Origin of the sequence: Pseudomonas sp. CAM1A (assembly GCF_047501685.1) — a bacterium.
In the GTDB taxonomy this organism is placed as follows: Bacteria; Pseudomonadota; Gammaproteobacteria; order Pseudomonadales; family Pseudomonadaceae; genus Aquipseudomonas.
This window is the reverse complement of sequence record NZ_JBFNXP010000010.1, coordinates 121,112-146,820: the sequence shown is the minus strand read 5'-3', so window position 1 is coordinate 146,820 and position 25,709 is coordinate 121,112. Positions and strand designations below refer to the sequence as shown.

The 25,709-nt window shown below is 65.6% G+C and carries 15 protein-coding genes; 9 read left to right on the top strand and 6 right to left on the bottom strand.

Annotated elements, in window-relative coordinates:
* Positions 1-134 precede the first annotated feature (134 nt).
* From ABZO33_RS21600 to ABZO33_RS21585, 4 genes are all read left to right on the top strand, one after another.
* Positions 135-15,389 (top strand): filamentous hemagglutinin N-terminal domain-containing protein, encoded by a 15,255-nt coding sequence (locus ABZO33_RS21600; protein WP_414537705.1) that lies wholly within the window; start codon positions 135-137, stop codon positions 15,387-15,389.
* Positions 15,389-15,721, top strand: coding sequence for a hypothetical protein (locus tag ABZO33_RS21595; RefSeq protein WP_414537704.1), 333 nt, complete (start codon positions 15,389-15,391; stop codon positions 15,719-15,721). The genes ABZO33_RS21600 and ABZO33_RS21595 overlap by 1 nt, the downstream gene beginning before the upstream one ends.
* Before the next feature lie 183 nt (positions 15,722-15,904).
* The gene (locus tag ABZO33_RS21590; protein ID WP_414537703.1) at positions 15,905-16,444 is read left to right on the top strand and encodes a hypothetical protein; all 540 of its coding nucleotides are present in this window, start codon (positions 15,905-15,907) and stop codon (positions 16,442-16,444) included.
* A gap of 86 nt (positions 16,445-16,530) precedes the next feature.
* The gene (locus tag ABZO33_RS21585) at positions 16,531-16,734 is read left to right on the top strand and encodes a hypothetical protein (protein ID WP_414537702.1); all 204 of its coding nucleotides are present in this window, start codon (positions 16,531-16,533) and stop codon (positions 16,732-16,734) included.
* Between the two features lie 416 nt (positions 16,735-17,150).
* Here the strand turns inward: ABZO33_RS21585 and ABZO33_RS21580 are convergent, their stop codons facing one another.
* Together ABZO33_RS21580 and ABZO33_RS21575 are read right to left on the bottom strand one after the other, a co-directional pair.
* Entirely contained in the window at positions 17,151-18,041 is an 891-nt protein-coding gene (locus ABZO33_RS21580) for a dihydrodipicolinate synthase family protein (protein WP_414537701.1), read from the bottom strand.
* A gap of 33 nt (positions 18,042-18,074) precedes the next feature.
* Positions 18,075-18,857 carry an aldolase gene (locus tag ABZO33_RS21575; protein WP_198755041.1) on the bottom strand — a complete coding sequence of 261 codons (783 nt, stop codon included), beginning with the start codon at positions 18,855-18,857 and terminating at the stop codon, positions 18,075-18,077.
* A 154-nt stretch (positions 18,858-19,011) separates the two neighbouring features.
* On the opposite strand from ABZO33_RS21575, the gene ABZO33_RS21570 reads away from it, so the two are divergent.
* Together ABZO33_RS21570 and ABZO33_RS21565 are read left to right on the top strand one after the other, a co-directional pair.
* Positions 19,012-19,554 (top strand): helix-turn-helix domain-containing protein, encoded by a 543-nt coding sequence (locus tag ABZO33_RS21570; RefSeq protein ID WP_414537700.1) that lies wholly within the window; start codon positions 19,012-19,014, stop codon positions 19,552-19,554.
* 10 nt (positions 19,555-19,564) lie between these two features.
* Positions 19,565-20,341 (top strand): AraC family transcriptional regulator, encoded by a 777-nt coding sequence (locus ABZO33_RS21565; protein WP_414537699.1) that lies wholly within the window; start codon positions 19,565-19,567, stop codon positions 20,339-20,341.
* 43 nt (positions 20,342-20,384) lie between these two features.
* Here ABZO33_RS21565 and ABZO33_RS21560 read toward each other — a convergent pair whose 3' ends face one another.
* From ABZO33_RS21560 to ABZO33_RS21550, 3 genes are all read right to left on the bottom strand, one after another.
* Positions 20,385-20,966, bottom strand: coding sequence for a LysE family translocator (locus ABZO33_RS21560; protein WP_414537698.1), 582 nt, complete (start codon positions 20,964-20,966; stop codon positions 20,385-20,387).
* Between the two features lie 86 nt (positions 20,967-21,052).
* Entirely contained in the window at positions 21,053-21,265 is a 213-nt protein-coding gene (locus tag ABZO33_RS21555; protein WP_414537697.1) for a hypothetical protein, read from the bottom strand.
* A 97-nt stretch (positions 21,266-21,362) separates the two neighbouring features.
* Positions 21,363-21,995 carry a hypothetical protein gene (locus tag ABZO33_RS21550; RefSeq protein ID WP_414537696.1) on the bottom strand — a complete coding sequence of 211 codons (633 nt, stop codon included), beginning with the start codon at positions 21,993-21,995 and terminating at the stop codon, positions 21,363-21,365.
* Positions 21,996-22,236: 241 nt separating this feature from the next.
* Here ABZO33_RS21550 and ppk2 point away from each other — a divergent pair, with 241 nt between their 5' ends.
* Positions 22,237-23,046, top strand: a complete 810-nt coding sequence (gene ppk2, locus ABZO33_RS21545; protein WP_414537695.1) for a polyphosphate kinase 2 — start codon at positions 22,237-22,239, stop codon at positions 23,044-23,046.
* Between the two features lie 99 nt (positions 23,047-23,145).
* Here ppk2 and ABZO33_RS21540 read toward each other — a convergent pair whose 3' ends face one another.
* A complete protein-coding gene (locus ABZO33_RS21540) occupies positions 23,146-23,664 on the bottom strand; it encodes a GNAT family N-acetyltransferase (protein ID WP_414537694.1) in 519 nt (172 codons plus the stop codon).
* A 134-nt stretch (positions 23,665-23,798) separates the two neighbouring features.
* Between ABZO33_RS21540 and ABZO33_RS21535 the strand changes: the two genes are divergently transcribed.
* Together ABZO33_RS21535 and ABZO33_RS21530 are read left to right on the top strand one after the other, a co-directional pair.
* Positions 23,799-24,359 carry a carbonate dehydratase gene (locus tag ABZO33_RS21535; protein WP_046855480.1) on the top strand — a complete coding sequence of 187 codons (561 nt, stop codon included), beginning with the start codon at positions 23,799-23,801 and terminating at the stop codon, positions 24,357-24,359.
* A 2-nt stretch (positions 24,360-24,361) separates the two neighbouring features.
* Positions 24,362-25,699, top strand: a complete 1,338-nt coding sequence (locus tag ABZO33_RS21530) for a dihydroorotase (RefSeq protein ID WP_414537693.1) — start codon at positions 24,362-24,364, stop codon at positions 25,697-25,699.
* The last annotated feature ends 10 nt before the right edge of the window (positions 25,700-25,709 follow it).

Sequence of the window (25,709 nt, the reverse complement as noted above, 5' to 3'; positions counted from 1 at the left end):
ACATAGTATCCGCGCCAGTTTGCAGCGCCTGTGCAGCCACGCTCCAAGCCCTACATGACTTGCTGAAGCAGAAGATTCGCCCGGCGTCTTTGCGCCTGGGCGTGCATTTGAATGCCTGACCCACGAGATTTGACATGGACGTCCGCCTGTTTGCCTTCCTGGCCCGCCAACGCTCGGCCGTAGTTCAGCCCCGTGAGCACTTCTGCGGCCTGCCCAAGCGCGGCCTGGCGTTCCTGCTGGCCAATGCCATGTTCTGGCAGCCGCTGTGGGCACAGGCCGCCGAAGGCGTGGTGGTCAGCGGGCCAGGTACCAGCCTCGGCCAGGCGGGCAATGGCGTGCCCATCGTCAACATCGCCGCGCCCAACGGCAGCGGCTTGTCGCACAACCAGTTCAGCGACTACAACGTCGGCCAGCAAGGGCTGATTCTCAACAACGCCACCGAGCGCACCCAGGCCACCCAACTGGGCGGGATCATCCTCGGCAACCCGAACCTGCAGGGCACGGCGGCCAACGTCATCCTCAACGAGGTCAACGGCGCCAACGCCAGCCAGCTGCGCGGCTACACCGAAGTGGCCGGGCATACGGCCAAGGTCATCGTCGCCAACCCCCACGGCATCACCTGCGACGGCTGCGGCTTCATCAACACGCCCCAGGTGACCCTGAGCACCGGCAAGCCGGTGCTCGATGGCCGTGGCGCGGTCAGCGGCTACCAGGTCGATGGCGGCAGTGTCGCCCTGGAAGGGGCAGGGCTCAATGCCGACAACGTCGAACGCTTCGACATCATCACCCGTTCGGCACGCCTGAACGCGCAGTTGCGCGCCCGTGAGCTGAACGTCATCACCGGGCGCAACGATGTCGACGCCCAGACCCTGGCCGCGACCCCGCGCGCCGGCAATGCCGCCGACGCGCCGGCCCTGGCTATCGACTCCAGTGCCCTGGGCGGCATGTACGCCGGGGCCATTCGCCTGGTGGGCACCGAGGCGGGTGTGGGTGTGCGGCTGGCAGGGGATGTGGCAGCCAGTGGCGGCGATATCCGCCTGGACGCCAACGGCCAACTGAGCCTGGCCCAGGCCAGCGCCAGTGGCACGGTCAAGCTCCAGGCCGCAGGCATGGACCTGCAAGGGCCGGTACACGGCGGCGCTGAGGTGGAGGTGCGCAGCAGCGCTGACCTGACCTCGCACCAGGCCATTACCGCCGGCAACCGGATCAGCCTTCAGGCCGCTGGCATCCTGGCCAACCTCGGCGTGATCGAGGCGGGGGTGAATGCCGACGGCAGCCGCAACACCGTGGGTGATGTGAGTGTCGCCAGCGGGCAGTTGCTCAGCAACGGCAAGAGCATCGTCGCCAGCCGCGACCTGGCCGTCCAGGTGCAAGGGCGCCTGGACAACCGCGGCGGTACCCTCAGCGCCGGGCAGGACAGCCATATTGCTGTCGCCAACCTGGACAACAGCGCCCAGGGCAGGGCGCTGGCGGGGCGCAACCAGGTGGTGCAGGCCACCCAGTCGCTGGGCAATCAGGGCGGGCTGGTCAGCGCCGGCCAGACCCAAAGCATTACTACGCAGACTCTGGACAACCGCGATGGCGAGCTGTCGGCCCAGGCGCGCAACACCCTGCGCGCCAACCAGCTGGACAACCAGAACGGCAAGCTGAGTGCCGGCCAGGCACTGGACATCGCCGTCACCGGGCTGCTGGACAACCGCAGCGGTACCGTCGCAGCCGGGCAGGACCTGCAACTGCAGGCCGCCAGTGTCGACAACCGCAATGCCGGGCGCATCGCCAGCGACGGCCAGGCCACGGCACGCCTTGGCCAGCTCGACCAGCGCGGCGGCGGCCAGCTGCATGGCGCCAAGGCGCTGACCCTGGACATGGCGGACGGCCACCTGGACAACAGCGAAGGTGGCCTGCTCACCACCCCGGGCCAACTGACCCTGCAACGACTGGGGACGGTCAACAACCAGCGCGGTGAGATCTCCGCCGGCCAGGCCTATGCACTGGTGGCGCGGCAACTGGACAACAGCGCCGGCAAACTGCTCGGCGGCAACGACCTGCAGGTGCGCATCGCCGGGCAGCTGGCCAATAGCGCCGGGCTGATCGCCGGCCACGACCTGACCTTGAACGCCGCGACCCTGCTCAGCCAGGACGGTACCCTGCAGGCCCGTGGTGGCCTGCAATTGCAGGTCGCCCGCCAGCTGGACAACAGCCGTGGCAAGTTGCTGGCCGAGCAGGCTTTCGTGCTGCAGGCCGGCAGCCTGGTCAACCTGCAGGGGCACATCGCCGGCAACGGCAGCCTGCTGCTGACCAGCAACGGCCTGGATAACCGCCAGGGGCGCATCAGCGCCGCCCAGGGGCTGACCCTGGATCTCACCCGTGGTCACTGGAACAACGAGGGTGGCACGCTGCAGAGCCCGGGCGCCTTGCTGCTGCGCAACCTGGCCACGGTCGGCAACAGCCATGGTGAAATTTCCAGCCAGCAAGCCTTCACGCTGGAGGCCAACAGCTTCGACAACCAGGACGGCAAGCTGCTGTCCGAACAGGGGCTGACGCTGCGCGTCGCCCAGTTGCTGGACAACACCCGGGGCCTGATCTCGGCCCAGGGCCTGGACCTGCAGGCGGGCAGTCTGCTCAACACCGACGGCAAGCTGAAGGCGCGCGAGCGATCCCGGCTGCACCTGGACGGCGCGCTGGACAACCAGCGTGGCGAGATCAGCGCCGCCGACCTGACGTTGAGCGCGGCCAGCGTCGACAACCGTGCTGGGCATCTGCAGGGGGACCGGCAGCTGACGGCCGCCAGCGCCGGGGCCATGGACAACCGCAGTGGCACCGTGGTGGCCGCAGAGCGGTTGCAACTGAACAGCGGCTCGCTTGCCAACGACCGAGGCCAGATCAGCAGCCAGGGCCAGGCAAAGGTCGGCACCGCGGGCCTGGTCAACGCCGGCGGGCAGATCTACGCGGCACAGGCGCTCGAGTTGAACGCCGGGCAGGTGGACAACACCGACGCCGGGCGCATCCACGCCGGCCAGTCGCTGGTCGCCCGTATCAACGGCCTGCGCCAGGCCAACGGCGGCCAGCTGTTCAGTGGCGCGGACCTGCTCCTTGACCTGAACCACGGCCTGCTCGACAACCAGGGCGGCCTGATCAATGCGCCGGGCCGGCTGTTGTTGCAGCAGTTGGCCAGGGTCGACAACCGCGCCGGCGAGGTATCCAGCGGCCAGGCCTATACGGTCACCGCCGAGGCACTCGACAACCAGGGCGGCAAGCTGCTCTCGCAGCAGTCGCTGACCCTGCGCATCGCCCAGGCGCTGGACAACGCCAAGGGGCGCATCTCTGGGCAGGTACTCGATTTCCAGGCGGCGAGCCTGGGTAACCACGCCGGCGTCATCGAGGCCCGGGAGGGCCTGGTGCTGACACTCGGCGGCGACCTGGACAACCGCCTCGGCCGTCTGGCCGCCCAGGGCGATATCGCCCTGCAAGCCCGTCAGCTGGACAACCGCACTGGCGTGGTCAACGGCGGCCAGGCCGTTACTTTCAGCGGCCAGCGCCTGGACAACAGCGACAAGGGCCTGCTCACCGGCAAGGGCCCGGTGCGCCTGACAGCCGACACCTTGGTCAACCGCCAGAAGGGCGTCGTGACCAGTGGCGGCACGCTGACCCTCAAGGCCGGCGAGTTGGACAACAGCGAGCGTGGTCGTATCGGCGCCCACGCTGGCGCGGTGGTCGAGGTCGGGCGTCTCGACCAGCAGGGCGGCGGCAAGCTGACCAGCGACAGCGACCTGACCCTCGACCTTGCCGGTGGCCACCTGGACAGCCAAGGCGGGCTGATCCGCAGCGCCGGCCAGTTGTTGCTCAAGCGCCTGGGCAGCGTTGACAACCGGGGTGGTGAAATCTCCAGCAGCCAGGCCTTCGAACTGGTGGCGACAAGCCTGGACAACGGCGATGGCAGCGTACGCAGCGACCAGGCACTGGTGGTGCGGGTCGCCGAGGTGCTGCGCAACGTCAATGGCCTGGTCAGCGGTCGTCGGGTCGACGTCAGTGCGGCCAGCCTGGATAACCAGGACGCCACGGTCAGTGGCGAGCAAGGCTTGAGCGTAAAAGTCAGCGGCGCGCTGGCCAACCTCGGTGGCGAACTGTCCAGCGGCGCGGTCACCCGTATCGAGTCGGCCAGCTTGGACAACCGCGACGGCGGCATCATTGGCGAGCAGGCGGCCCTGCTCACCGTGCAAGGGGCGCTGGACAACCGCAACGGCACTCTGCTGTCGCAGCAGGACCTGCAGGTCAGCGCTGCCAGCCTGGACAACCGCGTTGGCGGCAACCTGGCCAGCGACGGCAGGATTCAGGCGCATGTCGGCGGCCTGTTCGACAACCAGGGCGGTGAAGTGCGCGCCCTGGGGCTGATGGAGCTGGTACTTGGCCGCCTGGACAACCGAGACGGGCTGATCGCTGGCAAGGACCTGCTCACCCTGCGTAGCGCCAGCACCGACAACCACAACGGCGTAGTGCACGCCGACCGCCAGTTACAACTGTTCGTCGATGCGTTGGACAACCGCAAGGGCGTGCTGCGCAGCCATGGCGTACTGGCCTTCAAAGGCCCACGCCTGGACAACCGCGAGGGCCTGCTCAGCGCCACTGCGGCGCTGGACCTGGAGGCCGACGAGGTGGACAACGGCAAGGGGCGTATCGCCAGCCGCGCCAACCTCGACGCACGCGTCGGCACGCTGCGCCAGCAGGGCGGCGAACTGGTCGCCGAAGGCAGCCTGACGCTGCGCGGTACCGCCCTCGACAACCGCGCCGGTGGCGTGGTGGTTGGCAATGCCGGTGTCGACCTGCAGGTGGGCGACATCGATAACAAAGGTGGCCGGGTGGCCAGCCAGGCGCAGGTGCTGGTGCAGGCCGAGCAACTGGACAACAGCGAAGGCGGCCGGTTGATCGCCGACAACCGCCTGGCCCTGACCGTGGCGCGCCTGGTCAACCAGAACAAGGGCTTGGTGTCGGGCCGCGACGTCGAGCTGCGTGGCGCGCGCCTGGACAACCAGGGCGGCAGCCTGGGCGCCGGGCGCTCCCTGCTGGTGGTCCTGGCGGACCGTGGCCAGCCGCTGCGCGATGCCGTGGTCGACAACAACAAAGGCCTGATCGACAGCGGCGCCAGCCTGACTTTCGAGGGCGTCACGCTGCTCAACCAGGGCGGCAAGGTCACCAGCAAGGGCGACCTGCGCGTCACCAGCGCCACGGCGCTGGACAACCAGGGCGGTACCCTGGAGACCGACGGCCAGCTGCAACTGACCGCCGCCAGCCTGGACAACCGCAACAAGGGCCGCATCACCGCCGAGGGTAACGGCACGGTGCGCACCGGTGCCCTGGAGAACGGCCAGGGTGGCCTGCTCAGCAGTGGCCAGCGCCTGGATCTCGGCGCGACCACGGTGGGCAACCAGGCCGCCGGCAGCATTGCCGGGCGCCAGGTACTGGCCAGCATCTCCCGCCTCGACCAGCAGGGTGGCGAACTGTTCAGCATCGAGGACCTCAGCCTCGACCTCAACCATGGCCGGCTGGACAACAGCAATGGCCTGATCCGCGGCCCGGGCCAGTTGCTGCTGCGCAACCTCGGCGAAGTCATCAACCGGGGCGGCCAGATCAACAGCAACCAGGGCTACGAACTGGTTGCCGACAGCCTCGACAACGGCAGCGCCGGCAAGCTGCTCGGCAGCCAGGGCCTGACCCTGCGCATCGCCAGGCAACTGGACAACGCCGCCGGCATGATCAGCGCCCGCCACCTGGTGGTGCGCGCCAATGCCCTGAACAATGCCGAGGGCACGCTCAACAGCCTGAGCGAGATCGACCTGAAGCTGCAGGGCCGGCTCGACAACCAGGCGGGCGTCGTCTCGGCCGAGGGCCGCTTGCAGCTCGAGGCTGCCAACGTACTCAACGGCAAGGGCAAGCTGTCGGCCAGGACCGACCTGCGCGCGCAGCTGGGCGAACTGGACAACCAGGCCGGCACGGTCGAGGCCGGCGGCGTGCTGGACCTGACCGCCGATAACGTCGACAACCGCGGCAAAGGCCTGCTGGCCGCCACCGGCCTGCTCGACGTCAAGGCCGCCCGCCTGGACAACCGCAACGGCGAAGTCTCGGGCCAGGGCGCGGTTCATCTCGCAGGCCTGACCCTGGACAACGGTGACGGTGGCCTGGTCAAGGCCAAGGGGGCGCTGACGGTCGAGCACCAGGCGCTGCTCAACCGCCTTGGCCTGATTGCCAGCGAAGGCCGCCTTACCCTGCGTGGGGCCAGCCTGGACAACGCCCAGGGCGAGGTGCGCGCTGAGCAGGGCATCGATGCGCAACTGAGCGCCGCGCTGAGCAATGACAAGGGCAAGATTGCCAGCGAGGACGCGCTGTCGCTGGCGGCTGCCAGCATCAGCAATGGCGGTGGCGAAGTCTCCAGCGCCGGCGATCTCGTCGTGTCCAGCCAGGGCATGCTGAGCAACCTGGGCGGCAAGCTGCTGGGCGATGGCAAGATCACCTTGAGCGGCACGCACCTGGACAACGGGCAGGCGGGCCTGGTCAGCGCCAAGGGCGATCTGCGCATCAGCAGTGACAGCTTCGACAACAAGGACGGCGCGCGCCTGACCAGCGCCGGCCAGCTGCGCATCGACACCGGCCTGCTGGACAACAGCGGCGGACGCATCACCACCCAGCAGGCGCTGGTTGCCAACGTCAGCGGCCTGCGCCAGCACGGCGGTACGTTGTATTCCGATGCGAGTGTGGAGCTGGACCTGAACCACGGCCAGCTCGACAACCAGGGTGGCCTGATCAACACCCCCGGCCAGTTGCTGCTCAAGCATCTCGCAGACGTCGACAACCGCGGTGGCGAGATTTCCAGCGCCAAGGCCTTTGCTTTGGCTGCCACGACCCTGGACAACAGCAACGGCAAACTGCTCGGCCAGGAGGGCCTGACCCTGGTGGTCGAGCGCGCCCTGACCAGCCTCAAGGGCCAGATCGCTGCCGCCAGCCTGTCGGTGCAGGCGCAGCGCCTGGACACCAGCGGCGGGGCAGTGACCAGCCGTGGTGACCTGACCCTGGATATCGACGGTCAGCTGATCAACCGCGAGGGCGGGCAGATCAGCGCCAGCCAGCAGTTGAACGTCACCAGCACGGGCCTGGACAACCAGGGCGGCAAACTGCTCGCCGCCACGCACCTGGCGCTGACCAGCGCCGGGACACTCGACAATGGCGGCAACGGGCTGATCAGCAGCCTCGACAGCCTGACCCTGGGCGCGGCCACCTTGCGTAACGCCGGCGGTGAAATCTCCGCCAAGGGCGCCGCGCAAGTGAGCGCGGACAGCTTGAGCCAGCAGGGCGGTCGCCTGCTCGGCGAGCGCAGCCTGGCGCTGCTGCTGGGTATCGCCGGCGGCGACGTGGACAACCGCGCAGGCCTGATCCACACCAAGGGCCAGCTGACCCTGAGCAACCTGCGCGACCTGGACAACCGCCAGGGCGAGATCTCCAGCCCGCTGGGCTTCAGCCTTGCCGCGCGCGCGGTGGACAACAGCAATGGCCGGCTGATCAGCAGCCAGCAGCTGGCCTTGGGCGCCACATCGCTGATCAACCAGGGCGGCCTGATCTCCGGCTGGCAGGGCCTGACCGTCAATGCCGCGAGCCTGGACAACCGCAACAACGGCACGTTGTCCAGCCGCGACGGCGACCTGGGCATCACACTGGCCAGTGCCCTCGACAACAGCGCCGGCGGGGCGCTGGTCAGCCTCGGCCAGCTGCGCATCAAGGCCGCGAGCCTGGACAACCGTGGCGGCTACCTCGCCAGCACCGGCGCCCAGCAGCTCGACCTGCGCGGCGGCAGCCTGGACAACAGCCAGGGCGGACGCGTGGACGCAGGCGGCGCATTCAGCCTGCAGGCCACCACGCTGAACAACCGGGGTGGCACCCTGGTCGGCTTGAACACCCTGACCCTCGACCTCGCCAGCCAGCTCGACAATGCCCAGGGCACGCTGCTGGCCAGCAGCGGCTTGCAGATTCGCGGCAGCGCGGCCATCACCAACCAGGGCGGCAGCCTGATCAGCCGTACCCACCTCGACCTCAACGGCGCCAGCCTCGACAACAGTGACAAAGGCACCCTGGCCGCCAACCAGGCGCTGGGCTTGAACCTCACTGGTGCGCTGCACAACGACCGCGACGGCCTGCTCTTCAGCCAGGCCGACGCCATCACCCTGAAGGCCGCGAGCCTGAGCAACCAGGCCGGCATGGTGCAGGCCAAGGGCGCCATCGACGTCAGCAGCGGCGCTATCGACAACCAGGGCGGCAAGCTGATCGCCCAGGACGGTAACCTGCTGCTCAAGGCGGCCAGCGTCGACAGCCGTGGCGGCATCATCGCCAGCCTGCAGGGGCTGCTCGATGCCCAGGTCGGTGGGCTGCTGCGCAATGGCCAGGGCGGCACGCTACAGGCGCGTCAGCTCAAGCTGATCGCCCTGGGCGGCCTGGACAACAGCGGCGGTCGCCTGGCCGCGCAGGCCGGTACGCTGGAGATCCATACCGGCAACTTGAACAACCGCGGTGGTGGTCTGTATGCCCTGGGCCAGGTGAGCATCGACGCCGCCGACCTGGACAACGGCGCCGCTGGCCAGCTGGCCGGCCAGGCGCTGGACTTCACCCTGCGTGGCGCCTTCGACAACGTCGGCGGCATTGTCGAGAGCGATACCCGCATCGGCCTCAGCGCCGCCAGCCTGAACAACCAGGGCGGCCAGTTGCGCAGCCTGGGCAGTGCCGGCAACACCACGCTGCAACTGGGCAGCGTGCTGGACAACCGCAACGGTGTGATTGAGGTCGCCAGCCAGGACTTCACCCTGCAGGCCGCCAGCTTGCTCAATGGCGGCGGCCGCCTGTTGCATGGCGGGGCAGGGGAGCTGCAGATCGGCATGGCCAACCTGGGCAATGCCGGCGGTGACATCGTCACCTTGGGTGGCCTGACCCTGAATGCCGCCAGCTGGACCAACAGCAGCGCGGTGCAGGCCGCGCGCCTGACCGTCAACGTGGGTGAGCTGAACCTGACCGGCAGCGGCCAGCTGCTGGCCAGCACCAGCCTGGTGGGCCGCGGCGGCAACTGGACCAACAACGGCCTGATCGCCAGCAACGGCACCCTCGACCTGGCCCTCACCGGCCAGTACGCCGGCAGTGGGCAGGCCACCAGCCTGGGCAACCTCGGCCTCAGCGCTGCGGGTGTGCAGGTGTTGGGCGGCGGGCGCATCGCCGGTGCCGGCGATGTGCAGGTGCGCAGCGGCGGGGCACTCATCAACCTGGGACGCATCACCTCGGGGCGTGACCTCACCCTCAACGCCTTGAGCGTCGGCAATAACGGCACTATCGGCAGTGCGGGCAAGCTCGACCTGGTCAGCCAGGTGCTGCGCAACGAAGGCGTGGCCGGTGGCCAGAGCCTGATTTCCAGCGGCGGCGACATGCGCCTGCTGACCAACAGCTTCACCAACCGCTTCGCCACCGTGTACAGCCTCGGCGGGCTGATGGTGGCGGCCAATGCTGCACAGGGGCGGGCGAGCTTGGTCGATAACGTGTCCGCTACCTTGCAGAGCGCCGGGGCGATGGCGCTGTATGCCGACATCATCAAGAACCGTCGCGATTCGTTCTCGGCCCCCGAGACGTTGGTTTCCGGCACCATCAGCTACCAGTGCCTGAACTGCAAGGGCCGCCATTACGACTTCTACTACTACCTCACCGAAGAGATCCGGCGTACCTTCCACTCCGACGTAGCCGCCGCATCGATCAACGCCGGCACCACGTTCAAGGCGCAGTCGGGCACGTTCGAGAACACTCACAGCGCGATCAGTGCCGGTGGCTCCATCGACATCGCCACCGGTGACTTCAACAACGAGGGCGCGGCCAACGAAACCGTGGTGCGCACCCGCCAGTTCCGCAACCCTAACGACAGCGAGCGCAGTTGGGTCTGGGACAGCCTGGTCAAGCCAGGTGGTGCAATAGCCGAGTACGCCAAATACAACTCCAAGACGGAGTTCATGTACCAGGAGGAGTGGTACGACAACGACAGCGGCAGTTACACCACGCCGGTGCCGATGCACCGCCAGGACACTGGCAAGGCCAACCCTTACTATCGCCCCAACTCCGGTGTCGCCGTTCCAGCAATATTCCTTGGCTATACCAAGGTTGACGACCGCGAAACCCGCACCAACACGGGAGCGGGGTCCAACGCGGTGGTCCAGGCCGGTGGCGCTGTGAACATCAATGCCAGCCGTAACCTGGGCAATGGCGTGACCCGTGGCAACACCACCCACAGCGGTCAGGCGCTGAATGCCGCCAGCACCCAGGCCGACAGCCAGGTCAGAAACAATGTATTCAAGATAAACGCGCAGTTGCCGCCTGATCTTGCCCAGCGCCAGGTCAACCCGCTGACCCTGCCTGGCTTCACCCTACCCACCGGTGGCACTGGCCTGTTCCGCCTGAGCGCCGAGGCCGCCAGTCAGGTCGCTGCCAGCACCGCAGCGCCAGCACCGAGCGGCTGGACCCTCGGCGGCGCCAGCATCGACCTGGCCCAGCGCCAGCAACCGTTGCCGGTGGTCCAGGGGCGCACGGTGGACATCGCCGCGATCACCGCCGTCCAGGGCACCGAGCGCCAGCTCACGGCCAACCAGCGCCAGGGCCTCGGCCTGGACACCCGTGCCGATGTGGCCAGTGTCGCGGCGGTGGGCCAGGCCCAGGGCCCGGACAACCTGCCGAGCCGCACCCAGGTCGGCGCCGGCMCCCCGTTGGAGCAGACCCAGGTCAGCGGCCCCGGCCTGGCCGCGGTCGAGCTTACCCGCCCCGACGGTGGCAATGGCGCTGTCCCGCTCGAACGCAACACCACCACTGCGATCGTCCAACCCGGTACCGCGCCGGCGCCGCAGGACGTGCGCATGGCCGCGGCGCAGGCGGTATCCAGCGCCACCACGGCGGTCAGCCCGCAGACCATCGCAAGGGTTCAGGGCTTGCCGAGCAACAGCCGCGCGCCGCAGCCGCACAAGTACCTGGTCGAGACCGACCCGGTGCTCACCGAGCTCAAGCAGTTCATGAGTTCGGACTACCTGCTCGGCAACCTCGGCTACGACCCGGACCAGAGCTGGAAACGCCTGGGCGACGGTTACTTCGAGCAGCAACTGATCCAGCAGGCAGTGACCGCTCGTACCGGCAAGCGCTTCATCGATGGCCAGACCTCCGACGAGGCACTGTATCGCCACCTGATGGACAACGCCGCGGCCAGCCGCGACCAACTGGGCCTGTCGCTGGGCGTCACTCTGACCTCCGCCCAGGTGGCGGCGCTCACCAAGGACATCGTCTGGCTCGAAAAGCATGAAGTGAACGGCGAGCAGGTGCTGGTGCCGGTGCTCTACCTGGCCCACGCCAATGACCGCCTGGCCCCGACCGGCGCGCTGATCGAAGGCAAGGACATCAACCTGGTTGCCGGCGAAAGCCTGAGGAACAGCGGTACCTTGCGCGCCAGCAATAACCTGTCGGCCAGCGCCGGCAAGGATTTGGTCAACGCCGGGTTGATCCAGGCCGGTGGGCGGGTCGACCTGCTCGCAGGCAATAACCTGTTCAATGGTGCCGGCGGCATCATCAGCGGGCGTGACGTGGCGCTGAGCACCGTACTCGGGGACTTGATCAATGAACGCACCCAGACGCTGCTCAGTGGCCCCTTCGTCATTGAAGGCAAGCTCGACAATGCCGCACGCATTGAGGCCGGCAACGACCTGACATTAGGCATCGGCGGTAATTTGCTGAACGTGGGCGGGATGCTCCAGGCCGGCCGCGACGTAGATGTGCGTACCGGCCGCGACCTGCTGATCGGCTCGGCCGAGCAGACCTACAGCTACCAGAACGGCCATAACAACCGCAGCAGTTCGCTCCAGCAGTTCGGCTCGCAGATCAGCGCCGGGCGCGATATCGACATGAAGGCCGGCCATGATTTCGCCGCCATCGGCAGCGAGCTGGACGCCAAGCGCAATATCGCCATCAGCGCCGTCAACGACATGACCCTGTCCTCGGCGGCCAACGAGGAGCACTTCTACTCCAAGACCAAGAAAGTCACCCGCCAGGAGGATCATGTCCGCCAGGTCGGCACTCGGGTCAATGCCGCAGGCGATATTTCACTGATCGCCGGCGAGGACCTGAAGCTGATCTCCAGTCGCGTCAGCGCTGGCGACGAAGCCTATCTCTATGCCGGCGACCAGCTGGAACTGCTGGCCGAGACCGACAGCGACTACTCGTTGTACGAGAAGAAGAGCAAGGGCAGTKGGGGCAAGAAAAAGACCCGCCGCGACGAAGTCACCGACGTGCGCAATGTCGGCAGCGAAATCACCACCGGCGGCGACCTCACCCTGGAGAGTGGCGGCGACCAGCGTTACCAGGTGGCCAAACTCACCAGTGGCGACGACCTGACCCTGGACAGTGGGGGTGACATCACCTTCGAAGGGGTCAAGGACCTGCACGACGAGAGTCACGAGAAGAGCAAGTCCAACGCCGGCTGGTTCAGCATGAAGGGCAAGGGGCGTACCGACGAAACCTTACGTCAGAGCGAACTGGTGGCCCAGGGCGAAGTGCTGATCAACGCCGTCGGCAAGATTCGCGCGGATGTGCGGCAGGTCAACCAGCAGTCGGTGCATGAGTCCATCGATGCGATGGTCAAGGCCGATCCGAAGCTGGCCTGGCTCAAGGACCTGGAAGCGCAAGGCGGCGTCGACTGGCGCCAGGTGCAAGAGATCCATACCAGCTTCAAGTACAACAACTCAGGGCTTGGCCCGGCCGCGCAGCTGGCCATCGCCATTCTGATGGCCGTGGCCATGGGCCCGGCGGGGTTGGGGCTGACAGGCGCGCCGTTGGCCGGGGCCACGAGCCTGGCGACTACCGGCGCGGTCAGCACCATCAACAACAAGGGCAACCTGGGCAAGGCGCTCAAGGAAACGTTCAGCAAGGACAGCCTGAAGAATGCTGCAATAGCCATGGCCGTTGCCGGGCTTGCCCAGAAGTTCATCACCCCGGCGCTTGGTGGCGGTGATGCGGCATTCAGCAAAACCAACGGCTTCAACTTGGGCACCCTGGAGGGCATCGGGGGCTTCAGTCTGCATGCTGGAGCCATCGGGCTGACCTCGGCTTTGGTCAAGACTGCCGTCAATGGCGGCAGCCTCAGCGACAACCTGCTTCAGGGGCTGGTGTCGCAGGCGGCCACCGTGGCCGCTGCCGTGGCCTTCAACAACATTGGTACCTTCGCCGACAAGCAGATGGCCAATGACAGCAACAACACGGCCTTGTGGCAGGAAGGTGGCATTGGGCGTACTGCCTTGCATGCACTTGCCGGGGGGGCCATTTCGGCGGCAACAGGTGGCGACTTCACTACCGGTGCCGTGGCGGCGGGTGCGAGCCAGGCCATGGCCGGCGTGCTCAACGACCTGTTCCAGAAACAGCCCGAATTGCGTGCTGCGTTCTCGGAACTGGTCGGCATGACTTCTGCCGGCCTGGCCGGTGGCGATATCAACAAGGGCTCGTGGGTCGCGCAGATGGCCGACCAGTACAACCGTCAGGCTCACCCGGAGGAAGCCCGCCTGATCCAGAAAGAGTCGGCGGCGTTGGCCAAGGAACTGGGCATCAGCCCCGCCGAAGCCGAACAGCGCATGGCACGGGCATTCGCCTACCACACCGACAAGCAGTGGCAGGAATTGCTGAGCAAGGAAGGCCTGGTGATCGACCCGGTCACCATGAAGCACCTGGCACAGGCGCTCACACCGCTGGCGAAGAACTTCGATGTCGCCCCGGTGGTAGGTGATGTTCCGGTAATCGACACACCCGAGAAGCACTACACGACGGAGCAGATGCTTGGCTTGCTCACAGGCTATTCGACCAATCACAGCGCGGCCTTCAACGACGCGAAGATGTATGGCGAATACCTGCTGCCTGGCGCGGACAAGGACTACGCCGCGTACTACACGAAAAACCTCGACTTCACCAAGATCGATCTGGGCGCCGATGCGGTTGGTGCCAGTGAAGGTATCGGAAAAGCCCTGGCTGATATGGTCAAGGGCATCTACGGGTTGGGCGAGGGGCTCGTTACCCGGCCAGAGAAAACGGCCAATGGCGTGCTCCATGAGCTGATGAGCTCGGCGGCCCATCCTGACGAAGTGGTCAAGTCGTTCCTCCAGGCAAAACAGGATGCCGAAGTAGAAGCACGGCTCTTCCGGCTGCAGGGCAAGCCCGAGGATGCGGCGCGGGTGGAGATGGAGTGGCAGACGAACTTCTACATGAATTTCGTCGCCGTCAACCGCGTTGGCAAGCTGGGCCAGGTGGCGAAACTGCTAGCCGAGCGTGAGGCGGCAATGAAGGGCGCTGTCGGACCGTGCTGTTTTGCGGCCGGTACGCGGGTCTCGACGCCGACTGGGGATCGGGCGATCGAAACGCTCAAGGTGGGCGATATCGTCTGGAGCAAGCCGGAGAACGGGGGCGAACCTTTTGCCGCCAGGATTCAGGCCACCCATGTGCGCACCGATCAGCCGATCTACAAGCTGAACCTGCAAAGCACGCGTGCTGGTAAGGTCACCCAGGAAACGCTGTTGGTGACGCCAAGTCATCCGTTCTATGTGCCGGCCCAGCGTCATTTCGTGCCGATGAGCCAGTTGCAACCGGGAGACTTGCTGCAGTCGCTGGGCGATGGTGCAAGCGAGAACACCTCTACACGTGTTGATTCGGTCGAGCTCTACGCGCCGGTCGGCAAGACCTATAACCTGACGGTGGAAGTGGGGCATACCTTCTACGTCGGTGAGCTGAAAACGTGGGTGCACAACACCGGGCCTTGCCGGATTCCAGGTGTGCCTGATGATCTTCCGATCGTGCACGTGAGTGCAAATCCTGGTAAGGGGACGCCTGAGTTCGACTTGCTGAATGAGTCCAGTGCCAGGGCTGGCAACACGCGCTATGAGCTGGACAACGGTACCTATTTCACCACCAACAGCGCAGGGCATGTCGAGGAACTGACATTTACTCCGGTCAATGAGAAAATGCCTCGGGACTCACGTCAGACCGACGCTGGCAAGCAGGGGCGTGATAGTGATGTCGGAGGTCATGCGCAGGCGTGTAGTCAGGGCGGCACCTGTGACGGTTATAACCTTTTCCCTCAGGACAAGAACTTCAACCTGTCAGCCTACAAGGTCTTCTATGAGCACGAGATCAAGCGTGCGCTGAACGATCCGACAAAAACGGTAGGCCCGACCACTGTCTCCTTCATACGCAGCAATCCGAACGTGGTGAGGCCCGACGCCCTGGAGGTTACCTACACGATCAACGGGCGCAAGACGACGCGAATGTTTGACAACGAACCCAATACGCCACCGGTAAAAGAATGATGATTACTGAAGACCTAGCCATTGTTAAGGAGCTTTTCTCGATACTCGATCAGGGTATTGTTGACGGCTATGACGCGTTTCAGTACGAGGTCAAAGTAGGAGAGGGCTGGGTTGAGACACAGCTCACGGCTGAGCGAAATGGCGTTGAGATCACGGATGTTGAAACGGACTTCAATAACGCGGTGATCTTCAAGCTGGTAAAGCAACTGCGACAAAGTGGCGCCCAGCGAGGAGACCACTGGACCGCGTTCACGCTCTCCTACCGACGGGGTGAGCAGGTCAGGACCTTCTTCAGCTACGGTCCGGATAGCTCGCCCGATCCACAGGTGTGATCAGGGGGCCTACCTGAAATTTGCGCGCTGGGCGGAACATTTGTTCATGCCCAGACGGAGCTGATTCCACGTATTCAAGGACGTTACATGTGCCGTAGTGCGGTGCCCTTGCTGGCGAGTTTGCTCGCTGGTTGCTCTGGTTTTACTTCTGTCCCATATAGCGATGCGGGTATACCTGCCGACATGGCGTTGGTACGTGTAACCACCAATACCGATGTGCATGGCGACGCCCTCGCAGGTTCGTGCGTACCCAAGGTGAGGCACCTGATGGCCATGGCGGGCCGTGGTTTCGGTGAGGTCAGCCTGGCTTATCCGGCGTTTCCCAGGCAGAGCGCTTCGGTTGGCATGTCGCCCCCTGTCATGCCGCCGCTACCGGCCATCAGTGGTGTTCGGCAGGCGTCAGCCGGGCCTTACCAGCCCGTGGTCACGGAGTATCGCGTCCCTGCGTCGGTGCCGTTCATGTTCTCCAGCAACCGGTCTGTCGCCGCTGACAGCAGTATCAGCTCGGTCAGCTGCCCGGAACAGAGCAAGGTCTATCGACTGGAGGCGGGGCAGCAGTACGAGGTGACGGTGGGTATCGACACACCGTGGAACAGCAAGGGCACAGGGCAGTGGCGGTGTGTGTTCGAAGTGCGCAAGCTGGTGCGCCTGGCGCAGGTCGAACAGACCTTGCCGGTGCCTGTGCAAGGGAGCACTGCACCCGAGGAAAACTGTCGTGAATGACGTTCCCAGGCACGGGCTGATTAGGCTAAACGCGTTGTGACCTGAGCTTGTTTTCAACATGAGCACTGAAATGAACAGGCGATCAAATGACAGAGCGCATTGACTGGGAAAACCGCGGGAAAACCATTGAACAACTGATCCGAGAGCTGCAGTCTTTCGAGAATCAGCAACTGCTGGTCGAGCTGTCGCTGGACAGTGGGGAGACCAGCAAGCCGATCAGCCTGGTTGTGAAGGATGGAGGCAAGTGCGTGTTGATGTACGTGGACAACTCGCTGGAAGAGCAGGAGTGACAACGGCGATGGGTGCAATGCATCGGTTGAATTTTCCTGGTTTCGATAGCCAGTATTGGGCTCAGTGAGTCCGAAGTTCCTTGTTCCCTGTGGTTCATTTCCGAAGCACGCTTTTATCGCCTTCCAGCCCTTGCCCCAGGCCAATTCAGCGCTGATGGATGATGCAAGGCTCGTAGCCTAAGGCCTTACACCTTGCTCTGTAGGAGCGGCCTTGTGTCGCGAAAGGGCTGCGCAGCAGCCCCGGCGATATCAGCTTGATGCACGAATCCTGGGGGCGCTTCGCACCCCTTTCGCGACACAAGGCCGCTCCTGCAGGGCTTGGCGTGACAGATGTGCCGGCGGCACTTGGCCTAGGTTGAGTTCTCAAGCGTGCAGATGGCCTGTGGGAGCGAACTCCCACAGATGCATTGGTTACATCAGCCCTGACGCAAAGCGTCGAGCAGCGCCTTCAGCTGGTCGCGGCCCTGGGCATCCAGCCCGAACACCGGCCGCCGTGGTTCGCCTACCGGTAACCCGGTCATCTCAAGGCCCGCCTTGATGGTCGCCGGCAAGCCGCCCTTGAGAATGAAGTCGAGCAACGGCAACTGGCGGTAGAACAGCGCCTTGGCCTGCTCCAGCTCACCGGCTTGCACCGCCTGGTACAGCCGCAGGTTCAGCTCGGGAATCAGGTTGGCCGCCGCCGTGCACCAGCCTGTGGCACCGGCCACGAAAGCCTCCAGCGCCAGCGGGTTGCAGCCGTTGTAGAACGGTACCTGGCCTTCACCGAGCAACTGCAGCTTGTGCATGCGCTGGATATCGCCGGTGCTCTCCTTGACCATGGTCACGTTGTCCACCTCGCGCACGATACGCAGGATCAGCTCCACCGGCATGTCGATGCCGCTGGTGGCAGGGTTGTTGTAGAGCATGATCGGGATGTCGATGGCCGCGCCGATGGCGCGGTAGTGCTGGACGATCTCGGCTTCGCTGAGCTTCCAGTAGGCTGCCGGCAGCACCATCACCGCGTCGGCGCCGTGCTGCTGGGCGAAGCGGGCGCGGCGCACGGCGCCGGCGGTGGTCAGGTCGGAGACACTGACGATGCTCGGCACGCGCTTGGCGATGCGCTCCAGGCTGTACTGGGCAACCTGCTGCCATTCGTTGTCGTTCAGGTAGGCACCTTCGCCGGTGCTGCCCAGCGGGGCGATGGCGTGGGCGCCACCTGCGATCAGGCGGTCGATGGACTGCCCCAGCGCGGGCAGGTCGAGCTGTTCGCCGTCGGCGCTGAACGGGGTGATGGTGTAGCCGATGATGCCGTGGAATTGATTAGTCATTGTGCAAGGCTCCGCAAGCAAGGCGTAAAGGGATCAGTTCAGGCAATCGGCGTGGCTGCGCAGGGCCTGCCGGGCGTAATAGTTGAAGGCGGCGCCGTGGCGCTTGGGCCGGTCGATCCAGTCGTGGGCGTCGCGGCCCAGCTCCGGGGTGATCGGCTTGATGGTGCCGGCGGCCATCGCCAGCAACTGCAGGCGCGCGGCGCGCTCGATCAGCTGGGCGTAGACGCAGGCCTGCTCGATGCTGGTGCCGGTGGACAGCTGGCCATGGTGCGAGAGCAGAATGGCGCGCTTGTCGCCCAGGGCGGCGCTGATGATCTCGCCTTCCTCGTTGCCCACCGGCACGCCCGGCCAGGCTTCGAGGAACGCGCAGTCTTCGTACAGCGGGCACAGGTCCATGTGCGAGACCTGCAGCGGCACCTCCAGCATCGACAGCGCGGCGACGTGGGTGGGGTGGGTGTGGATGATGCAGTTGACGTCTGGGCGGGCGCGGTACACCCAGCTGTGGAAGCGGTTGGCCGGGTTGGGCATGCCTTCGCCTTCCAACACTTCGAGGTCTTCGTTGACCAGCAGCAGGTTGCCGGCGGTGATCTCGTCGAAACCCAGGCCCAGTTGCTGGGTGTAGAAGGTGCCCGGTTGCGGGCCACGGGCGCTGATTTGCCCGGCCAGGCCCGAGTCGTGGCCGTTATCGAAGAGAATTCGGCAGGTCAGGGCCAGCTTTTCGCGCACAGTCCACGTATTATCGGCAAGCGAGCCTTGCATCTGTGTCAGTGCCTTTTGCACCAGCTGGTCTTTGCTGAGGGTAAGGGTATTGGCCATGGGGATCTTTCCTCTGTGGCGTGATGACGGATGTCAGGGCTGGCTCGCCCCCGAGCTTTGGACGGTGAGGGGGCGAACCATCAGATGACACAAATAATCATATATGACACAAAGTGTCATGCGCAAGTGCGTTTGTTCGGGAAACCCGCTTCACATGTCTATCCGACTGAAACTGCTGAGAAAGAAACTGGGCATCACCCTTGAGCAGCTGGCCGAGAAGTCCGGCATGACCAAGAGCTACCTGTCCAAGGTCGAGCGTGGCCTCAACACGCCGTCGATCGCTGCGGCGCTGAAGCTGGCGCGGGCGTTGAACGTCAATGTCGAGGAACTGTTCGACGGCGAGCATGACGGCCAGGCGCGCTACAGCCTGGTGCGCCGCGGCGAGCGCCAGGCGCTGGTGGGCGGTGGCGAGGGGCCAGGGTATGCGGTGCTGACTTCGCAGGTTGGCCAGCGCAGCTTGTTGCCGTTTCTGATCCAGCCGCCGACCGAGTTCAGCGACCCGACCTTCAAGGAACACGAGGGCGAGGAGTTCCTGTTCGTCCACGAGGGGCAGGTGGAGGTCGACTTCATGAGCGAGCGGGTGCTGCTGGAGGCCGGCGACGCCCTGCATTTCAATGCCCAGACCCCGCACCGCCTGCGTTCGGTCGGCGAGTGCCAGGCGCAGTTGCTGGTGGTGGTGCAGGGCGGCGAAGGGTGAGGGCGGGGCGATGATCGAGGTCTCGCGGTTCTGGCGTGATCCGGCATTGCCCTTCGTCGAGGCCCGTCTGGTCGGGGATGGCCGCCAGGTGTGCTACACCGCGCATTCCCACGCGAGCTTTTCCATCGGCGTGATCACCGGCGGGCGCAGCACCTACCTGACCGGAGATGCACGGCATGAGGTGGCCGTGGGGACCACGGTGCTCATGAACCCAGGGGTGGTGCACACCTGCAACCCGATCCAGGGCGAGCCTTGGTCCTACCTGATGCTGTTCGTTGATTTGCCGTGGTTGCAGGCCCGAGGGTTCGAACTGCCGGCAGCGACATTGAGCACGTCGACTGTGCTGTACGGGCGGTTGCTCGAGCTGTTCGCCGGGCTGCTCGACAGCGAGGCGCTGGACAAGGCCGAGCGGCTGGCGACGTTTTTCGCAGAGCTGCCCGGTTATCTCGAGGGCGGCGCGGCACGTCAACCGCAGTCGCAGCCACGCCTGGAGATGGCCGCCGCGTTCATTCGCACCCACCGTCTGGATCCGCTGACACTGGAGGACATCTGCGCTGCGGCAGGTTTGTCACGGGCCTACCTGACCCGCGCATTCGGCAAGCGCTTCGGGCTATCGCCGCACGCCTACCTGCTCGACCAGCGGGTGCAGCATGCCCGGGCGCAGTTGCGCGCAGGCAGGGCCATCGCCGAGGTGGCGTTGGAGGCGGGGTTCGCCGACCAGGCGCATCTGCAGCGGGCCTTCAAGCGACACCTGGCAACCACGCCGGGGCACTATCGCAATGGCTGAATAGCACGTGGCAGGGGGCTTGCCCCGCGATAGGGCCGGAACCTCATACCATCAGGTACAACGCGCTCGCCACCAGCAACCCCGCCAGCACCCGATTGAGCAGACGCATCCGCCATGGCTCGGCCAGGTACTGGCGGATCACGCTGCCGGCCCAGGCCCAGCTGGCCACTGACAGGAAACAGATCGGCCCGTAGATCCAGGTGAACAGCCACAACAGCTGCTGCTCGCCGCCGGTATAGGCGCCGATGCCGGCCACGGCCGCCAGCCAGGCCTTGGGGCTCAGCCACTGCATGGCCGCGCCGTGCCAGGCGCTTGGCGCCCGCTTGCCATCCTCGGCGCCCAGCGCGCCGTCGTCGCTGGCCAGCTTCCAGGCCATGTACAGCAGGAACAGCACCCCACCCCAATGCAACAGCTGCCCTAGCAACGGCCAGCGCAGCAGCAGCTCATGCACGCCCAGCCCCACCAGCACCAGCAGCAGACAGAAGCCCAGGGTGGCGCCGGCCGCATGCCCGATGCTGGCCCGCAGGCCGTGGCGCGCGCCGCTGCCGAGGGCGACGATGTTGACCGGGCCGGGGGAGATGGAGGCGGCCAGGGCGAAGGCCGCCATGGACAGTGTCAGGCTCATCGGGCGTTTCCTTGTGGCGAGGGTAGTGCGGCTATCCTGCCCGAGGCTGTGGCGCGGGTATTGAACAAAAATGCCCAAGGGGCCTATCAGCTGGAGGGTGTGTTGGCGCTGTCTTGGCTCTGCTGGGCTTGCTGCTGGGCGGGTGATTTGGCGTCACCCTTGGCGATCTGCTCGGCCTGCTGGCGTTGCAGCGCCCATTGGTCGCTGCGTTCCTTGAGGCGGTCGGCGCCGCCTTCGGCAAAGGCCGAGGTGGCCGAGATCGTTGCCAGCAGGGCGAGTGCACAGGTTAGGGTTTTCATCACTGGGGTCTCCATCGATTGCCTTGAAAACGGCCGCCAGGCGGCCGGGTTGAGGCAAGGATGGCGTGCGCGGATTTTCCCAGGATTAACACCCTGATCAGTTGGCCAGCAGTTTCTCGTGTACCCATCCCTGGGGCGTGAGAACCATGGCGCGGGTTTCCTCCAGCGGCTTGGCGGTACTGGCGGCCGCCTGGCCGAGGCCGGCGATACCGGCCTGGACCGCCGCGTCACTGGCCCAGGTCGGCAGTTCGTTGACCTGGTAGCTGTAGCTCACCTGCGCCTGCTTGCGCCCGTCGTGTTCGGTAGGCTTGCCGACGCTGTTGATGGCAGTGACCTGGGCCTTGCCGAAGCACAGCCCGCCGGTGCTGGCGCCGTTCGCCTTGTGCCTTGCATCGGCCTTGTAGTAGCGGCGGCCCTCGTCGGTGAGGTCGTAGGCGTAGTAGATGTCGGTGCGTGCCGGTTGCCACAGGCGCTCAGGGACTTCGGTACGGGCAACCTCCCGTTCGCTGACCACGCCGACCCGGGCCAGGGCATGCAGCGCCTGGTTGGTCCCTTCGACATCGAAGTCACGGGTGCGGGTGGGGAAGGCGCTGATCACGAAACAGTGCGGGTATTGGCTGTCGAGGTAGGCTTGGGCAGCCTGGCGCAGGTCGGCTTCACGGGGCTGCTGGTTGTCCGAGCAGCCGACCAGGGTCGCCAGCAGCGCCAGCGGTATGATCTTCCTGTCCATTGTAAGGCTTCCTTGTATTGCCAATTGCTGGGTGGAGCGCAGGCCAGGATTAGAACCCGCGCGCCAGAGCGGCCGCAATCGTGGCACGACGACATATCGCCCGTGCTGTGCGCTGTTTGGCAAAGCCTGCCCCTGGCAACGACCGGCGGCCAACCGGCAAATGGTGGCTGTTCAGCCATACTCTGCTGGTTCCGCCCCGGCGCCGTCGGGGCGACCTGAAGCAGGCAGAGAGGAGCAGGCGATGGCCAAGGGCAAGCGCAAGGATGAAGTCGACGAGAAGCTTGGACGCAAGACCTATGAGGCGGAACTCAAGCGCCTGCATGTGGAGCTGGTCAAGCTCCAGCAGTGGGTGGTGGAGAAGGGCCTGAAGGTGTGCATCGTCTTCGAAGGCCGCGACGGCGCGGGCAAGGGCGGCACCATCAAGGCCATCACCGAGCGCGTCAGCCCGCGGGTGTTCCGCGTGGTCGCGCTGCCGGCGCCCACCGAGCGCGAGAAGACCCAGATGTACGCCCAGCGCTACCTGACCCACCTGCCGGCGGCCGGTGAGGTGGTGATCTTCGATCGCAGTTGGTACAACCGCGCCGGCGTGGAGCGGGTGATGGGCTTCTGCAGCGACGAGCAGGCCCACAAGTTCCTCACCGTGGTGCCGATGTTCGAGCGGATGATGGTCGAGTCGGGGATCATCCTCATCAAGTACTGGCTCGAGGTCAGTGCCGAGGAGCAGACCCGCCGTCTGCAGGACCGCATCAGTGACGGGCGCAAGCTGTGGAAGCTGTCGCCGATGGACGTCAAGTCCTACAACCGCTGGGACGACTACACCCGCGCCCGCGACGACATGTTCGCCGCCTCCGATTCGTCCTGGGCGCCCTGGTACATGGCGCGCTCGGAAGACAAGCGCAAGGCACGGCTGAACATCATCAGCCACCTGTTGCAGCAGATCCCTTACAAGGACCTCGGCAAGGAACACAAGGTGGAGCTGCCCAAGCGCGGCAAGATCGGCAAGTACAAGGCGCAGCCGTATCCGTTCAAGATGGTGGCGCAGCGGTTCTGATGCCTGCCTGGACCGGGGCAGGGGCTTCGGGCTTGCGCTCAGCCAGTCTGAGCTGGACTTCCAAGCGCCTGTCGACTGCCGGGCATTATCAAATTGACATCACCTGGGGCGGCAGGGAATGCCCAAGCGCATGGCACAGCGATCGCTCAGGCCGTGGGCCAGCTCGCCGCAGATGATGGCCTGCAGGCGTTGATCCAGCTGTCGCGCCGCCAGACGTTCGAAGCCGTAGCGCTGATAGAACGGGGCATTCCAGGGTACACCGTCGAAGGTGGTCAGGGTCAGCCAGGCCAGGCCCTTGAGGCGCGCGGCATCCCGCGCCTGATCCAGCAGGCGCCGGCCCAGGCCTTGGCCCTGGGCCTCTTGCCGCACCGACAGCTCATGGATATGCAAGGCGTCGTCGGCAACGCTGGCGCAGAGAAAGCCCAGTGCCTGGTCCTGGTCATCCACGGCCACCCAGCTGCAACCTTCGCTCACGAATGCCAGGTGTTCGGCTTGCTCCATCACGTCGCTGTCGGCCAGCCAGGCGAGGTGCGGCAACTGTCGGAATGCCTGGGCGGCGGAGCGTTCCAGGGCCAGGAGCAAGGGGACATCCTCGATGCGGGTGGGGCGGACAAGCATGGTGGGGGCAAGACCTGTGGGCGTGGCGTCGTTGCGCAGGGAGGTGGAGTTTGCCAGATCGAGGCGGGAAGGTGTTGCAATGTAATTGTTATAACGTAACATTTGCACTCTTCCTCCCAGGCAGGACCCTCACCGTGATCCGCAGAAACCCCTCCGGCCATCTTCCGCAAATCGCCGAATCGGCCTATATCGACCACACCGCCATCATCTGCGGCAAGGTGATCATCCACGACAACGTGTTCGTTGGCCCCTATGCGGTAATCCGTGCCGACGAGGTGGACGCCAGCGGCGACATGCAGCCGATCGTCATCGGCGCCAACTCCAATATCCAGGATGGCGTGGTGATCCATTCCAAGTCCGGCGCGGCGGTGCGCATCGGCCAGTACAGCTCGATCGCCCATCGCTCCATCGTCCACGGTCCGTGCGAAGTCGGCGACCGGGTGTTCATCGGCTTCAACAGCGTGCTGTTCAACTGCAAGGTCGGTGATGGCAGCGTGGTGCGGCACAACTCGGTGGTCGATGGCCGCGACCTGCCGCCGCGCTTCTACGTGCCGCCCACCGAACACATCGGCCCGCATACCGACCTGGAGCGCTATCCGCCGGTCAGCGTGTCGGCCTCGGAGTTCTCCGAGGACGTGGCACGCACCAATATCGACCTGGTCCAGGGCTACAAGGCCTTGCAGAACGAGTTCTGAGCATGGACACGCTATTGGTGCGCAATGCGCGGCTGGTCAACGAGGGACGTGAATTCGAAGCCGATCTGCTGGTGCGTCATGGACGCATAGAACGGATCGGCGGCAGCCTCGACAACGCCCGGGCGGCACTGGAGATCGACGCCGAGGGCGCCTGGCTGCTGCCGGGGATGATCGACGACCAGGTGCATTTCCGTGAGCCGGGCGCGCCGCACAAGGGCAGTATCGCCAGCGAATCGCGGGCAGCGGTGGCGGGGGGCATCACCAGCTACATGGACATGCCCAACACCAACCCGCCGACGTTGACCCTGGAGGCGCTGGCCGACAAGAAGCGCCGGGCGGCGGCGGGCTCACGGGCCAACTATGGCTTTCATTTCGGCGTTAGCCGCGACAACCTCGACACCATCGCCGCCCTCGACCCCTGCGAAGTGGCCGGGATCAAGGTGTTCATGGGCGCTTCCACCGGCGACATGCTGGTGGACGATCCGCAGGTGCTGGAAAAACTCTTCGTCTATGCACCGACCATCGTCCTGGCCCATTGCGAGCACACGCCGAGCATCCTGCAGAACGAGGCTTGGTGGCGGGCGCGCCACGGCGAGTTCATCCCCCCGGCCGCGCACCCGCTGATCCGCGATGCCGATGCCTGCTACCGCTCCTCGAGCCTGGCCGTGGAACTGGCCCGGCGCTTCGGCACGCGCCTGCATGTGCTGCACCTGACCACAGTGCGCGAGCTGGCGTTGTTCACGCCCGGCCCGGTGAGCGGCAAGCGCATCACCGCCGAGGTGTGCCTGCACCACCTGCTGTTCGACGACAGCGACTACGCCAGCCTCGGCCACCTGATCAAGTGCAACCCGGCGATCAAGACCGGCACCGACCGCGACGCCCTGCGCAAGGCCCTGGCCCGCGACCGCATCGATGTGATCGGTACCGACCATGCGCCGCATACCCTGGCGGAGAAACAGCAGGTCTACAGCCGTGCCCCAGCGGGCCTGCCACTGGTGCAGCATGCCCTGCCGGCGGCGCTGGAGCTGGTCAGCGAAGGGGTGCTGAGCATGGCCCAGGTGGTGACCAAGACCAGCCACGCGGTGGCCGAGCTGTTCGCCATTCGCGAACGCGGTTTCCTGCGTGAGGGGTACTGGGCGGACTTCGCCATCGTCGAGCGCCTGGCCAGGCCACGGGCCGTGGCGGACGACCCGATCCTGGCGCGCTGCGGCTGGACGCCGTTCCAGCAGCGCGCCTTTCACCATGTGGTACGTAGCACGGTGGTGTCGGGGCAACTGGCCTGGCACCAGGGCCAGGTGCGTGACCCATGCCAGGGCTTGCCCTTGATGTTCGACCGTTGATTGAGCCAGG

Excerpts from the sequence above, each read along its gene's own strand:
- ABZO33_RS21595 (WP_414537704.1), top strand. The coding sequence starts at position 15,389 with ATGATTACTGAAGACCTAGCCATTGTTAAGGAGCTTTTCTCGATACTC.
- ABZO33_RS21590 (WP_414537703.1), top strand. The coding sequence starts at position 15,905 with ATGGCGTTGGTACGTGTAACCACCAATACCGATGTGCATGGCGACGCC.
- ABZO33_RS21585 (WP_414537702.1), top strand. The coding sequence starts at position 16,531 with ATGACAGAGCGCATTGACTGGGAAAACCGCGGGAAAACCATTGAACAA.
- ABZO33_RS21580 (WP_414537701.1), bottom strand. The coding sequence starts at position 18,041 with ATGACTAATCAATTCCACGGCATCATCGGCTACACCATCACCCCGTTC.
- ABZO33_RS21575 (WP_198755041.1), bottom strand. The coding sequence starts at position 18,857 with ATGGCCAATACCCTTACCCTCAGCAAAGACCAGCTGGTGCAAAAGGCA.
- ABZO33_RS21570 (WP_414537700.1), top strand. The coding sequence starts at position 19,012 with ATGTCTATCCGACTGAAACTGCTGAGAAAGAAACTGGGCATCACCCTT.
- ABZO33_RS21565 (WP_414537699.1), top strand. The coding sequence starts at position 19,565 with ATGATCGAGGTCTCGCGGTTCTGGCGTGATCCGGCATTGCCCTTCGTC.
- ABZO33_RS21560 (WP_414537698.1), bottom strand. The coding sequence starts at position 20,966 with ATGAGCCTGACACTGTCCATGGCGGCCTTCGCCCTGGCCGCCTCCATC.
- ABZO33_RS21555 (WP_414537697.1), bottom strand. The coding sequence starts at position 21,265 with ATGAAAACCCTAACCTGTGCACTCGCCCTGCTGGCAACGATCTCGGCC.
- ABZO33_RS21550 (WP_414537696.1), bottom strand. The coding sequence starts at position 21,995 with ATGGACAGGAAGATCATACCGCTGGCGCTGCTGGCGACCCTGGTCGGC.
- ppk2 (WP_414537695.1), top strand. The coding sequence starts at position 22,237 with ATGGCCAAGGGCAAGCGCAAGGATGAAGTCGACGAGAAGCTTGGACGC.
- ABZO33_RS21540 (WP_414537694.1), bottom strand. The coding sequence starts at position 23,664 with ATGCTTGTCCGCCCCACCCGCATCGAGGATGTCCCCTTGCTCCTGGCC.
- ABZO33_RS21530 (WP_414537693.1), top strand. The coding sequence starts at position 24,362 with ATGGACACGCTATTGGTGCGCAATGCGCGGCTGGTCAACGAGGGACGT.